General features: G+C 56.9%; 10 protein-coding genes, 3 tRNA genes and 1 riboswitch. Of the genes, 7 read left to right on the top strand and 6 right to left on the bottom strand.

Going from position 1 to position 13,770, the window contains the following annotated elements:
• Positions 1 to 78: 78 nt before the first annotated feature.
• From GX515_07275 to GX515_07260, 4 genes are all read left to right on the top strand, one after another.
• Positions 79 to 1,263, top strand: a complete 1,185-nt coding sequence (locus GX515_07275) for a glycine C-acetyltransferase (GenBank protein ID HHY32806.1) — start codon at positions 79 to 81, stop codon at positions 1,261 to 1,263.
• 299 nt (positions 1,264 to 1,562) lie between these two features.
• Positions 1,563 to 1,638, top strand: a tRNA-Met gene (locus GX515_07270).
• Positions 1,639 to 1,709: 71 nt separating this feature from the next.
• A tRNA-Met gene (locus GX515_07265) sits at positions 1,710 to 1,786 on the top strand.
• A gap of 65 nt (positions 1,787 to 1,851) precedes the next feature.
• Positions 1,852 to 1,927: transfer RNA gene (locus GX515_07260), tRNA-Lys, on the top strand.
• Positions 1,928 to 2,017: 90 nt separating this feature from the next.
• Here GX515_07260 and GX515_07255 read toward each other — a convergent pair.
• The 6 genes from GX515_07255 to GX515_07230 form a co-directional block, all read right to left on the bottom strand.
• Positions 2,018 to 3,205 carry a site-specific integrase gene (locus tag GX515_07255; protein ID HHY32805.1) on the bottom strand — a complete coding sequence of 396 codons (1,188 nt, stop codon included), beginning with the start codon at positions 3,203 to 3,205 and terminating at the stop codon, positions 2,018 to 2,020.
• A 567-nt stretch (positions 3,206 to 3,772) separates the two neighbouring features.
• Complete coding sequence (locus GX515_07250) at positions 3,773 to 4,102, bottom strand: hypothetical protein (GenBank protein ID HHY32804.1); 330 nt, start codon at positions 4,100 to 4,102, stop codon at positions 3,773 to 3,775.
• A gap of 112 nt (positions 4,103 to 4,214) precedes the next feature.
• Positions 4,215 to 4,439, bottom strand: coding sequence for a hypothetical protein (locus GX515_07245; GenBank protein HHY32803.1), 225 nt, complete (start codon positions 4,437 to 4,439; stop codon positions 4,215 to 4,217).
• Positions 4,440 to 4,548: 109 nt separating this feature from the next.
• Complete coding sequence (locus GX515_07240; GenBank protein ID HHY32802.1) at positions 4,549 to 5,040, bottom strand: hypothetical protein; 492 nt, start codon at positions 5,038 to 5,040, stop codon at positions 4,549 to 4,551.
• 98 nt (positions 5,041 to 5,138) lie between these two features.
• A complete protein-coding gene (locus GX515_07235) occupies positions 5,139 to 5,579 on the bottom strand; it encodes a hypothetical protein (GenBank protein ID HHY32801.1) in 441 nt (146 codons plus the stop codon).
• 156 nt (positions 5,580 to 5,735) lie between these two features.
• Positions 5,736 to 6,224, bottom strand: coding sequence for a hypothetical protein (locus GX515_07230; GenBank protein ID HHY32800.1), 489 nt, complete (start codon positions 6,222 to 6,224; stop codon positions 5,736 to 5,738).
• A gap of 92 nt (positions 6,225 to 6,316) precedes the next feature.
• Positions 6,317 to 6,444, bottom strand: a riboswitch (SAM riboswitch).
• 1,298 nt (positions 6,445 to 7,742) lie between these two features.
• On the opposite strand from GX515_07230, the gene GX515_07225 reads away from it, so the two are divergent.
• The 3 genes from GX515_07225 (at position 7,743) to GX515_07215 (ending at position 13,565) form a co-directional block, all read left to right on the top strand.
• On the top strand, positions 7,743 to 8,219 hold the full coding sequence (locus GX515_07225) for an EVE domain-containing protein (protein ID HHY32799.1): 477 nt from the start codon (positions 7,743 to 7,745) through the stop codon (positions 8,217 to 8,219).
• Between the two features lie 86 nt (positions 8,220 to 8,305).
• The gene (locus GX515_07220) at positions 8,306 to 10,843 is read left to right on the top strand and encodes an adenine methyltransferase (GenBank protein ID HHY32798.1); all 2,538 of its coding nucleotides are present in this window, start codon (positions 8,306 to 8,308) and stop codon (positions 10,841 to 10,843) included.
• 1,153 nt (positions 10,844 to 11,996) lie between these two features.
• Positions 11,997 to 13,565, top strand: coding sequence for an IS1634 family transposase (locus GX515_07215; protein HHY32797.1), 1,569 nt, complete (start codon positions 11,997 to 11,999; stop codon positions 13,563 to 13,565).
• The last annotated feature ends 205 nt before the right edge of the window (positions 13,566 to 13,770 follow it).

Here is a 13,770-nt window from a genome sequence, read left to right as displayed (position 1 = left end):
TGCAAGGCCGCGCCGAGTGCGGCTGCCGCGGGCGGCGCTGGGAACGGGTGTAGCGGGGTCGTGCGGGGACGGAATTCCATGCAGGACGCACTGGCTTTCGTGCAAGAAGAGATCAACGAGCTCAAGAGGCAGGGGCTTTTTAGGCTTCCGCGGGTACTCGAGGGTGAGCAGCGGGCAAAGGCCGTTTTCGACGGACGGACCGTCGTGAACCTCTCGTCCAACAACTATCTCGGCCTTGCCACCCATCCGAAGCTGCGCGAGGCCGCGAAGAAAGCCATAGATGAGCTTGGCGTGGGCTCGGGAGCGGTCCGCACCATCGCCGGCACGATGGAGCTTCACGTGGAGCTCGAACGGAAGCTGGCGGAGTTCAAGAAGACCGAGGCTGCGCTCGTGTTCCAGTCGGGGTTCACCGCTAACGCCGGCACCGTGTCGTGCATCCTCGGGCGCGAAGACGTGATCATCAGCGACCAGCTCAACCACGCCAGCATCATCGACGGCGCACGCCTGAGCCGCGCGGAGATCAAGGTGTTCCCGCACCGGGACGTGGACGCCATGCGAAAGCTCCTCGAGGAGTCCAGGGGTGCGAGGCGCGTGCTTGTCATCACCGACGGCGTCTTCAGCATGGACGGCGACATCGCGCCGCTGCCCGACATAGTGCGTGTGGCGAAGGAGTACGGAGCCATCACCATGGTCGACGACGCTCACGCCAGCGGCGTGCTCGGCGCGAACGGGCGCGGCACCGTGGACCATTTCGGCCTCCACGGGCAGGTCGACATCCAGGTGGGCACGCTGTCAAAGGCCATCGGGTGCCTGGGCGGGTACGTGGCCGGGAGCCGGGCGCTCATCGAGTACCTGCTTCAGCGGGGACGGCCCATTCTGTTCAGCACGTCCCATCCGCCGGCGGTGACTGCGGTGGCCTTGGCAGCGCTCGACATTCTGCTGAACGAACCCGAGCTCATCGAGCGGCTGTGGGAGAACGCTAGGTTCTTCAAGAAGGGCCTGCAGGACCTCGGCTTTAACACAGGCATCAGCGAGACGCCGATAACACCGGTCATAGTAGGGGACGGGCCGCTCGCGATGAAACTGTCCGACCGGCTCTTCGAGGAAGGAGTGTTCGCCCAGGGCATAGCGTACCCGACCGTCCCGGTGGGCGCGGCGCGCGTGAGGACGATCGTGACGGCTGAGCACACGAAGGAGGACCTGAGCTTCGCGCTGGACGTGTTCGCGAAGGTCGGGAGGGAGCTTGGCATAATCGAGCGGTGACGAGCGGTTTAGAGCTGGCGGCGATGGCGGGTGGCCTCGGCGGCTTCGGGGATGCTGCGCGCTGACGACGCCATACGCTGACGCCGCCGCCGCGGCGACGCCGCTGTGACGGCTGCGTTGAATCGGCTGTGACGCTGTGATGGCTGCCGTACGAGCGCAGGACGCGTCGGGCGGGGCCGGGGCGGCAGCGCGGCCAGGCCGCATTTACCACTTGACGACACTGGTTCGTGTGTTATAATAACGAATGTAGCGGGGCGCCGTGCATAGAACGGGCGCGGTGCCGACGACAAAGTTTACGTCGCGGGGTAGAGCAGCTGGTAGCTCGTCGGGCTCATAACCCGGAGGTCGCTGGTTCAAATCCAGCCCCCGCCACCATTTTTCTTAGCGTGGGACGTGCGGAGGCGACAGCGTCCGACGCCCCACGCGCAGTCCATATAGGTTCAGGCGGCGGCGTAGCTCAGTTGGTCAGAGCACGCGGTTCATACCCGCGGTGTCACTGGTTCGAATCCAGTCGCCGCTACCATTTTGTAAGCGCGACACGACCGGGATTTCCCGGCCGTGTAAAAATGAATAGTCCAAAGTTTGGGTGCGCCACTAGCTCAGTTGGTAGAGCAGCTGACTCTTAATCAGCGGGTCGAGGGTTCGAGTCCCCCGTGGCGCACCAGCTATTTTGGGGTTTGGGCAGGCGATGAAGGTTCTTTCAGCAATGCTTGTGTGCCTATAGTGTGCCAGACTCCCAAGAGTGTGCTTGCCGTCACTCCACTCCCTTCTTCTTCGCTTTCGGGTTGCCGTCCGAGAACAGCAGGGCCTCCATGCCGTCAGAGACCTGCTGCTGCATGTCCGGCAGAACATGCGAGTAAGTGTCAAGCGTCAACTTCACCGTGGAGTGTCCGAGTAGTTCCGAGACTATCTTGGGATGCACGCCAGCCTTCAGCAACAGGGTGGCGCAGGTGTGTCGCAGGTCGTACAACCGGGTCTCCGAGGACAACCCCGCCTTCTGCAGGATGGGCTTGAAGTGACGGCGCACGAGGTTGTGCTCGTGCACGGGAAGCCCGAGGTCCGTCGCGAACACGAGGTCAAGATTATGGTACTTCTGGCCCGCCGCCAGCCTCTCTTCCGCCTGCCGCGCCTTGTGAACGCGCAGAGCCTGTAACACCGTGGGCGACAGTTTTATGCTCCGGCGGCTCCCAGGCGTCTTCGGCTCCTTGAAATACCACGATGGCACGGGGTCGTTCTCGTCCTGCCTGTCATGGCGCCTGGCGAGAGTCCGCCGCACGGAAACCTTTCCTGCCTCGAAGTCTACGTCCTTCCATTGCAGGGCTAGGTACTCCCCCGGTCTCATGCCCGTAGTTATGGCCACGAGGAAGAGGGTATAGAAAGGGTCGCTCTGCGCGGCTTGTAAGAATCTCTCCACTTCCTCGCGCGACATGGCGTGCATTTCCTTTGACGCCCGCCCGGGTAGTTCGACGTACTGAGCAGGGTTCCGGGCGATGAAACCCCATTTCACCGCCTGTTCCAGCGCGTTGTTGAGCACTGCGTGGACGTAACGCACGGTCCGGGGTGCTAACCCACGCTCGATCATAGTCGTGTAAACCTCCTGGATCTCCAGGGGTGTTACCTGGTGCAACCGTTTCGCGCCCAGGGGCTTTCGTACGTACCGTCTCAGGTTGCTGTCATAGTCCTCATATGTGCGTGGGCTTACCCGCGGTCTCGCAACAGTCGCTAACCATTTATCCAGGTATTCGTCTACCGTCATACGTGTCGGCTCGGCGAAGGTTCCGAGGTCCCTTTCCCGCAGAACGGCGGTCAGGTATCTTTGCGCATCCTTCTTGGTCCCGTGAATGGTCTTGTTGTGGTAACGCCGCTTCCCGTCCTTATCGCGCCCGAGAAACACCCGGACGAGGAAGATGTTCTCTCCGCGCTGAATGATCTGTCCCGCCACGAGTATTCCCTCCCTGTGTTTGCATACTCAGACTAGTTGCAATTGGCCTTTTACTGTCCGCGCTCGCGGTTGGATTCTTCGGCCCTGCGCCTCGCCTCGATGATGAGGTCCCGCGCCATGCGGGCAATGCTCTTGTGCTCCTCGAATGCAATGTCAAGCGGTCGGCGATTTCCTCGCCCGCGAGTTTCCGGAAGTCCAGACAGCGTTCATCTGCCTTTCAACGGAGGAATCGCTGCCGGAAGAAGCGGCGAACGCGGAGGCTCCGGCTCCGGCGCAACCTGTACCGGCGCCATCCGAATGATACCCTCCTGTGCCCTACCTCCTCAGCGGCACCTGCACGACAGCAGCTGGCAGTTCTTTCCTCAGACGCGCCGTCCGAAGGCACCACGAGCGCGCAGGTACGCGTTCGTGCGGTAGTTTGTTTGACACGCTAGGCGGCCTCGTAGGCGCGTCGGCGCTCTCTTTGCCCGGGCACCCTTCAGAGGCGCCCGTACGCCCTCCTGTGCGTCGCTAGGTAGCAATCTGCACGTCCTGTTGGACCGTGCGTGAGGTGGGGAAACGGTTTCCCTACTTTTCTCTGACCGTCTGGCTTTTGTAAAAACCATCGGCTACTTGTACGAGTCTGGCAAAAACCTTGGGATCATTGTCTTTTTTTACGATACAAACCTTTATGGTGTGGGGACATGGTCCATGTACGCCGCTGTGGGCAAGCTCTCCCTCTATCATGGCATCGCACTGAACATAGGCATGAATAAACGGTCTGGGAGCGGGGGCCTGACAACCCCCACTGACTACATCCCAATGGATGCCTGTTAAATCCTTTAATCTGTATGCCGCCTTCTGCCAGTGATTCCACTGCCTGCGCACCCATACGATGTCACTCGTAAGCTGATTCATCGATTGGCCTCCTTTCCTATCACCGCCGTCTGCGGTCCGAACTGCCGCGTCGTCGCAAGGAAGGGGCTTGCTTCGTCGGCCTCCCATGCGTCGAGGACGTGCCCGGCCTCAGCTAGCCAATAAGGCGCGCGAGCACTGCTACGATGACCAGCATTGCCAGAATACCGACCACAGCCACGATCCAAGCATCGACACGACCAGGATTGACTGCGAGTTGCCTGAACCACCAACGCTTCATGCCGGCTACCAGCCTGGCGTAGTCCCTGAGGATCTGCCATGCCTGCTCCGCGTATCCCAGTGTTTTGCCCGCACAGCCTTCGTATCCTGGCGCGTACACGACCGTGAAATGTTTCGACGACTTAGAAGGCCATCCACCCGCCCAAGCTGCTTGTTATTAGTGTCTCATTCTTTGAAGAATGAGACAGCGGGGGGACTGGGCTTATTACCTAACTAACCCCCCCGCTTGCGATAGCGGAGCCGTCCGCCCTGAAGCCTAGCTGCCCCAGAATTTCTTCACCTCTCTGGATGGCCCTGTTGCGCTCTCGCTGCCAATACACCTGTTCGCCGATGTAATCCTTATACCACTTGCTGCCGGTAACGCGCGGATCATCCCAGGCCGCCTCGCCCTTTTCCTTAAAAGCCTCCGCAACCGCCTTCTCCTCTATCTCATCATAGATGTACTGCCCAGGCGTCCAACCCTGTGCCTCGTGGAGCCTGTGCGCATCTACAGGAATCGCGGTGCCCCATTCCGGGTAGCCCGCTTCGTGCAGAGCACGCATTCCGGTCCGAATCCTCTCCACAAGCCTTTGCAACTCTTCAGGATGCGCGCGCCAGTATTCCACATCATGTTCTGCGAGGTCCACCTTGGCAGAACAAACATCCATGCCTTTCAGCACGGCGACGTAACGAGGTATGCCGGGTTTCCCCATCCCGTTCACCAGCCTTTCTCCCTCTTCCTCTCCCTCTCTTGGTCTTGCCGCGCAGCCTGGTCTAAATGCGGATCCTGCTGAAGGGAGCAGGGGCTTCTCGCCCCTGCTCAGACTTCCCCCTCCTGCAATGGCCTCTCCGGCCTTACCCCAAGGCGCACATACCGGCCTATAGTTGAGTACGTCCACCATGGCTCGGTGCCTGTTTTGCGCTTGAGGACCACTAGCACCGTGTCTCCGGCTCGGCAGTAGTCGCTGAGTTCATGGGGTAAGAAGAAGTCGAACCCTTTTTGGATCGCTACGATGTAATCTCCCTTGCGGATACCGGCTGAGTCGGCGGGCGAGTTCGGGAAGACGCCCTCGACGCGGACCGCTAGGGTTACATCGTACTTTGGCCGTGACCAGATGATGCCCAGGTAAGGTAGCCCGTACCAATAGGACGGGCTGTTTGTCTGCGCGATTGTCACGTAGTCCTGGGCAAGCGCAGGCCAGGCCACGAGCACCGCAAGCAGGATTGCCAATGCCGTCACTGTTTTCCCTAGACTCTTCATCTCAAGTGCCCCCTCTCTGTTCTGTGTTCGGCTCTTGAATACGGCGCGGGTGCGCACCGTTGCCGTCCATGTCTTCCCGGCTCCGGTCATGCGTGATAGAATAAAAGGGCAGGGCGGGTTATTCACATCACGTCCTGCTGGCAGGGGGCAGTTGGCTCACCACTTCGCGCCCTCTGCCTGCTTTTGGTCCAGGCGCCAGAGTTCGTCGTTCACCAGCTCTTCGATGGATAGGTAAACGGCCCACGCCTCCGGCGAGACCCGCTTTTGCAGCGCATCCTGCAATCTCCGGACAGCCTGCCGGTACTGCTGGTGCGCAAGCACGTCGCGGAGGTAGTCCACCTTCGCGCGCTGCTGCTTCAAGGCTTGCATTTCCTCGAACGTAAGAGCCCCGGAGCGGACGCACGCCATGCGCTCCTCGATCATGTCGCATATCGCGTCAAGCTCTATCCCCGCACCTTCCGCGCCCTTCAGAGTTTTCTCTTGAGCACGGTTCAGCGCCTGGGTGATGTCGTCTTCCCCTCTGGAAAGACAATCGAACGACGCGGTAAGAGCGGAACACACGCTGTCCGTGAACACTTCCAGATCATCGTGCTCGACTCCTACACTCGCCAGGGCTTTCATGACTACTTCTTTCAGACGGTCCATACCGTTCCTCCTCTCTTACATATCCCGCCCTGCCAAACACGAAAAGCCCTCTTCCGCCGAGGAAGAGGGCACGCAAGACAACCTGGTATTGCCTCTCATCTCTCAGCGGAGGATCTCCGCTGCCGGACTTGGCACCTTACCCGCGTCGCGCCACCACAGCGCGACCTAGGCAGGTTGCCGGGCTTCATCGAGCCGTTCTCTCAGCCACTCTTGATGAGATATGTTCCAATTTTTATTAAACCAGCTTCTTCCTAGTCTGTCAAATGAGAATACACGAGAATGCGAGAGACAGACAGATTCCGCACGAGTGACAACGCGCTCTTAAAGTGTTTCGGCACTTCTGTGGGGATTGGCGGGATAGGCGCTATCAAGGCCATACCGACAGGCGCTCTCCGGCGCACCTTACATTCCACGAATCCGATAGAGTCCGCCGTAGAAAGGGGAAGGACCAACCACCACGCAGAGTCAAGAGGTGGCGTAGTGGAAAGGGGTCTTGAGGAGGACGCTGGCGGGGCTCAAGGAAGCAGAGTCGGGGTTTCGACGCTTGGCAGCCCATGGGGAGCTGCCGCTCCCATGGATGCCTCTCAACGGCGAGGTTCTCTGCACCACCACGAGCGAGGCAACAAACACGTGACAAACCAAGCGGGGGTACGGTACGCGAGATTCCATGATGATCGCGACAACCTCTCGGGCGGCCCGGCTAGCCAAGCCGTCAGACTCTAGCCTCGGCCATCTTCGAATACATCGAAAGCTTCTATAACCGGAAGCCTCGGTACCCCGCCCTTGGATGTCTAAGTTCTCCGCAGCACGAAAGGAAATGGGCCATCTCAGAGAGAAATCACAACCAAGTTAGAGAGTCCGCAGCGTAGCCTTTGAGTGTCCACGAAACCGGATGAACTCCACACGACGGTGTCGCGGATGGGTGCCGTATGGACCTAAGAAGGTGGAGCACGAAGCCAAAAGGTTTGCTGAGGGGCTCTTGTGGGGAGGAGAAGAGTCGAAACTTGGCGAAACTATAGAGCGGTTCGCAGCTAGGGTCGGGCTGCCTGTGGGAATGGTGCGTTACAGGGTACTGGGGTAGCGACAGCGCTAAACCCGTTCTATGAGTGTACAGACAATGCTTGCTGCCCGCAGCCGCCTGTTTTCTCTCGCTTCAAGATCCGTGTTTCTCGAGTCATTGCCCGCTGCGGGCGGAGATAAGCCAGACGGGACGTCAGGGATTCGCACCATCATCGGCGCTAAGGCATGGGGCAGACGATGTACCAGGTTGATAGGCTGTCGAGCAGTCAACGGGTTGTGTGTGGCCAAACACACACTAGACCTGTCAACCCTGGCACAAACTGGGTTCGAGAGGCAACCTACGTGCCCCTAGGAACGATAGACGCGGCCGAAGTCAAGAGATGTATCCTGTCGCAATTCCCGACAATGGTGTGAAGCTTCGATTCCGAACGATGTCGGTTCAGGTCAGGTAAGGTAGGTTATTGGTTCATGAAATCGACAAGACAGGTGGTGGCCGTTATGGCAGGAAACTACTTTATCTTCGTAGCCAATGATGTGCAGATTTCACCAGAAGAGGTGGCTTCAGCCTACGATATTGCTGATGCATTATTGGGCCGAGGATTCTGGGCGTTTACGACACAAGCGCCTCTGCGGACAAAGCTAGTTAAGGGAGACGAAGTGTTAGTTTACCTCGCAGGACCTGGACGGAGGTACTTTGTCGCCGCTGCACAAGTAGCCGCTGAATCTGGCAAAGTGTCGAAGGAACAACGGGATATCCTAAGAGGCTTTGGTTTATCGTTTATGGAACATAGCATTGTGTTGAGCAATATCCGTCGGCTTGAGCCCTTTATAGAAATAAGACCCTTGATTCCAAATCTAGATTTCATTGTGAATAAGGAGAATTATGGCCTGCATCTTCGCCTACCCATCGTACAAATCAAACGCGAGGATTTTGACAGAATCATAGGCAAGGCAAGGATGGTAGCATGGAAGTAGCGGACTTAAAGGGGAGATCCTGCATGCGTAGAGGCGTTACTGCCAATAATAAGTAATGAAGAGGAGGAGGGAGAGGGTGAAGGTAAATGGCACCCATGAGACAGGGGATAACTGTTGAGCCCAAACTAGGGTCTATTTCCTGGTCGCTTCTTGATAAAGTGGAGTTTTTCCGAATCGCTGCGAATCAACAGATCGACAGATCTCAACGGAGCAAGATGGGCCAGTTTTTGACTCCGGCACCTGTGGCGGGGCGTATGGCCTCTATGTTTGATGCAAAACGGCCGGTTATTAGATTGCTAGATGCAGGTGCTGGTGTTGGTACGCTTTGTGCGGCGTTCGTGGCAGAGCTTTGTAACCGTGAGTATAGGCCACAAAGGATCGAAATAGCAGCATATGAAATTGAACCGGTTTTCCTTGAATACCTTAAGGAAACGCTTGCAGCATGCCAAGCCGAATGCCAACGCGCTGGCATTGACTTTAGTTCTACGATCCTCGACGAAGATTTTATCGAAGCAGGGGTCTCCCTGATTCGCGGTAATCTGTTTTCGTCGCATTTGACTGCTGGCTTCGACTGCGCGATTCTGAACCCTCCTTACCGGAAGATTCACAGCAAATCGAAGGAGCGTCTTCTTTTGCGGTCAATTGGTGTCGAGACAAGCAACTTGTATGCAGGATTTCTTTCCGTTGTTATTCACTTGTTAGGCCCCGAAGGCGAATTGGTCGCGATTACTCCTCGTAGCTTCTGCAATGGGCCATACTTTAAACCCTTCCGGAAGCTGTTTCTTAGCAACATGGTGCTGAGGCAAGTGCATTTGTTTAATGCAAGGAGCCAGGCTTTCAAAGATGATGGAGTGCTTCAGGAGAATGTGATTTTCCACGCTATACGGGGAGGTGAGCCACCGAGAGAAGTTGTTATCACTTCAAGCGAGGGGCCTGGGGATGACCTTATCACAGAGCGTCACGCAAGTTACTCTGAGTTAGTCACCCCTAATGACCCTGATTACTTCATCCATATTCCTACAGACCGAATTGAGCAACAGATAGCAGATAGAATGCAAGGGTTTAGATCAACGCTGGCAGAACTGGGCCTCGAGGTATCTACAGGGCGAGTAGTGGATTTTCGAACAAAGGGATTCCTGCGAGCAAACCCTGGGCCGGATACAGTCCCGTTGATCTACCCCGGGCACTTCGATAACGGAGGCATTCGGTGGCCGCAGCAGTTGAGAGGGAAGCCGAATGCGATAGTCAGAGCGCCAGAAACAGAGGAATTGCTTGTGCCTCCAGGTGTATACGTCTTGGTAAAGCGATTCTCAACCAAGGAAGAACGGAAACGTGTAGTTGCGGCTATTTATGATTCGGCAAAGGTGTTCCAGGGCGAGGTGGCCTTTGAGAATCATCTCAACTACTTTCATCAAAACGGTGGCGGGCTTGACGAGAACTTGGCCAAAGGTTTGGCCGTGTTTCTCAACTCCACAGTCGTCGATGCGTTCTTCCGTCAGTTCAACGGTCATACTCAAGTTAATGCAACGGATTTGCGGAAGCTGAGGTATCCAACAAAGCATGAACTAGAGGCTCTAGGAGTCAAGGTTGGGAATCAGCCATTGAGTCAAGACGAGATTGACAGATTAGTTGAGGAAGGTCTGGTGCGAATGGCAGATGAAGGGAATACAATTGGTCCTATTCGTGTGAAGAAAAGAATTGACGAGGCCATCGAGATACTCAAGGCTTTGGGGTTGCCCCGCAATCAAGTTAATGAGAGGTCCGCACTGACCCTACTCGCGCTACTTGATATGAAACCAGATACGCCTTGGTCACAGGCTTCGCCTGCTTTACGGGGCATTACAGAGATGATGGCTTTTTTCAAGGAACACTACGGAAAGGAGTATGCACCTAATACCCGGGAGACTGTGCGTCGTTTCACCGTTCATCAGTTCATCCAGGCGCGGCTGGTAGTGCAGAATCCTGATGATCCGGACAGGCCTACCAATAGTCCGAACAATAGATATCAGGTCGACCCGATGCTTCTCAACGTGCTACGGGCGTACGGTACAGCTGAGTGGACCTGTAGATTAAAGGAATATCTAGCTTCAGTAGGCACGCTGAGAGATAAGTATGCCAGGAGACGGAACATGCGGAAGGTGCCAGTACGACTTAAGCCGGGAAGGACATTAGAACTCTCGCCTGGCGGACAGAACGAGCTAATAAAGCAGGTCATTGAGGAGTTCTGCCCACGTTTTACCCCTGGTGCCGATGTCATCTATGTCGGAGATACTGCGCGAAAATGGGCCTATTTTGATCCTACGATCCTTGCAGATCTTGGTGTGATTGTTAGCGAACATGGCAAGATGCCTGATGTTGTCGTTTATCTTAGAGACAGGAATTGGCTAGTACTGATAGAGGCGTGCAGCAGCCACGGTCCTGTCGATCATAAACGCCATGTTGAGCTTAAGGAGATATTCGGAACTGCAAAGGCAGGACTAGTGTTTGTTACGGTGTTCCCTGATTCCCATGTGCTTGCGAAATACCTGAGGCATATTGCATGGGAAACCGAAGTATGGATAGCGGAAAACCCCGATCATCTCATTCACTTTAATGGGGAGCGTTTCTTAGGTCCGTATGAATAGGAGTGAAGTTTGCGGATGGCCTTGTTCTTCGAAGTGCTCACAGATCTTGGGGTCAAGAGCAGCCGGACTTGCGGAACGAATTCCGAGAAGAGGCTATCCTGAGACAGAGTTCGATATTCGAGTGGCCCCACCGGAAAGGTTTGCGTCCGTCAAGGTGCTCAAGTCTGGAGTGACAGCCTAGGCAGAGCGCATCGAGGTGAATACCTAGGGAGATTCGTGTGCGGCCTATGAAGCGGAAGTGGGTATGTTGCTCATCGTGAGGACGCCTCGTCTTCAGCACCGACCTTGGGCGCCAGCCGGTACGCTTCTTGGCGGAAGGCATCATCTACAAGCTGTTACATCTAGAGATCCCATGCTATGAGCTTCCATTTTGGGTGCAGGTGTGGGCTCACCTTTCTGTGCTGATGCCAAGGGCAAACTCGCGCAGTTCGACTGTGTGGCGGCTACACACAACATCGCGCTCGCCACGGAATCTCAGGAAGTGAGTCGAAAGAGAGTGTTGAACTCGCGCGGTCGCTGGGGGCTCTATATGGGTGCGTGCAGGTCTGCACCCTCGCCCTAGGATACCTAGGATACAAGGACGGTCCGAATCCGTTCGTACCACCTCGGATGAGGGGCTTTGTGAACCAGGTCAGGTGGCACCGTTAAGGGGCAGAGGGGAGTGATTCTAGTGACCCCAAAGGAGGAATTCTCGACCGACCCCATCGGGGGAGTTTCAGACCGGCCTTGATACCCACGACGACATTGGCGGGATACGCAGGGCCGCCACTTGAGCCGCCAAGGCGGCCATCTCAGCGCGCCTGTAGTGACAAGCCCTCTAATGAACCTAGTCGCCATTTCCGGACTTATCCTCTTTTGAATCAGCTGTTTCAGGTCGTCACGTGTGTTTATCTGCTTGCCACCTCCGTTTTGGCAGCACAAGGTCTCGAACCACCAGGCACACGAGCGCCCGCAGCATCGGCGTCTTACGAGGTCTCTGAAACTCATCTTCTACAGCAAATCGAGGTTTTGGGGTGATCGTTGACCCGGAAATGCAGTAATGGAGCCATTTCCGTTTCTGAGGCGCGGAAAATGCGGTGCCACAGCTGCGGCGGCTAAGCCTTGACATGGCCGTATGGGCATGCCATAATTGGGGTGACAAGGAGGTAGCCCCATGTTCATCCGCAAGAAACGCGCCGGCAAATACGATTACCTCCAGGTGGTGGAAAACCACCGCGAAGGTAGTCACACCCGCCAACGAGTAGTTGCAACTCTCGGACGGCTTGACCGCCTCCAGGCTGATGGGGACATAGATACGCTCATGCGGTCCCTCGAACGCTTCTGCGCCCAGGTCAAGCTCCAGGAGGCCCACTCGCGGGGAGAGCTCAGAGCTTTGGGAGCATGGAGCATAGGGCCGGAGCTCATCTTCGGGAGGCTATGGGACCGGCTCAAGCTTCCGGCGATCATAGGGGAGCTATTGGAGGGGCGCAAGTTCGAGTTCGACGTGGAGAAGGCCATCTTCGTCACGGTGCTGCACCGTCTGTTCGAGGCAGGCTCTGACCGACAGGCGGCGCGCTGGATGACAGGGGTGTCCGTGGCTGGGGCGGAGGGGATACAGTTACACCATCTGTACCGTGCGATGCGCTGGCTGGGAGGGGTCAAGGACCGCGTCGAAGATGGCTTGTTCTTTTCTCATCAGGATCTGTTCACTGAGCTTTCGTTGGTATTCTTCGACACCACCAGCATCTACTTCGAGGGCAGGGGTGGGGAGACGCTCGGGCAGCTTGGGTGCTCCAAGGATCGCAGAGGCGACCACAAGCAGGTGGTTGTCGGAGCGCTCCTGACCCAGACAGGGAGGCCGATAAGCTGCGATGTTGCTCCTGGCAACCAGACGGACGTGACAGCCCTCTTGCCGATGGTGGACAGGGCCAGGGCCCGGTTTGGGCTCAAGAGGGTGTGCTGGGTGGCGGACCGGGGGATGTGCAGCAAGGATATCATCGAAGGGCTTGAAGAGCGGCAGATGGAGTATATCTTGGGTGTTCGGATGCGTGCAGTCAAAGAGGTGTGGGAAGAGGTTCTCTCGCGGGCTGGCCGGTATCGCGACGTCGATGACAACCTCAAGGTGAAGGAAGTCTGGGTCGGTGACAGACGTTACGTGCTGTGCTATAACCCCGAGGAGGCAGCGAAAGACAAGGCAGATAGAGAGGCCATCATTGAAGCTTTGCAGGAGGAGCTAGAGAGGAATCCCAAGGCGCTGGTGAGCAATCGTGGGTACCGCCGGTTTCTCAAGATAGACGGCAAGGCCATCAGCATAAACAAGGACAAGGTGGCCGAAGAGGAGCGTTTTGACGGGAGGTTCGTGCTCAGGACCAACACCACGTTACCAGCCGATGAGGTTGCACTGAGGTACAAGGAGCTTTGGATGGTAGAGGCGTTCTTCCGGGCAGCGAAGAGCCTTTTGGAGACAAGGCCGGTGTACCACAAGTATGATGACACTATCAGGGGCCATATCTTCTCGAGCTTCCTTGCGCTGCTCTTAAGGCACGAGCTCATGAGCTTGCTCGCACTTCGCGGAGAGAAGCCCGAATGGGCCGACATCGTGCGGGACCTTGCCGCGCTGCAGGAAGTCGAGGTAGAGCAGGATGGTCGTCGCTACCGCCTACGCTTGCCCCTTCAGGGGGTTTGTGGCAAGGTGTTCCAGGCCGTGGGGGTCGCGGTGCCCCCTCATGTGCGGGCGGTGTAGTGTGGTGCCAAGGCCCTTCCGTGTACACGCAAACGCCCACCACACGGGCACTGCACGAAGCCAACTGTAGAAGATGAGTGAAAAACCCGATCAATTGCAGGACGTTGTACCTACGGTGGGTTGGCAAGGGATCGATTCAGGGGGAATGCGGTGTGGGGTAAAGGACCCCCCTTATTGTTTTCTCCCTTTCAGCAGGTCGCTCGAG

The sequence above is a fragment of the Bacillota bacterium genome, from assembly GCA_012842395.1.
Lineage (GTDB): Bacteria > Bacillota > SHA-98 > UBA4971 > UBA4971 > UBA6256.
The sequence above is the reverse complement of the archived record's forward strand: the minus strand, read 5'-3'. Positions and strand labels throughout refer to the sequence as shown.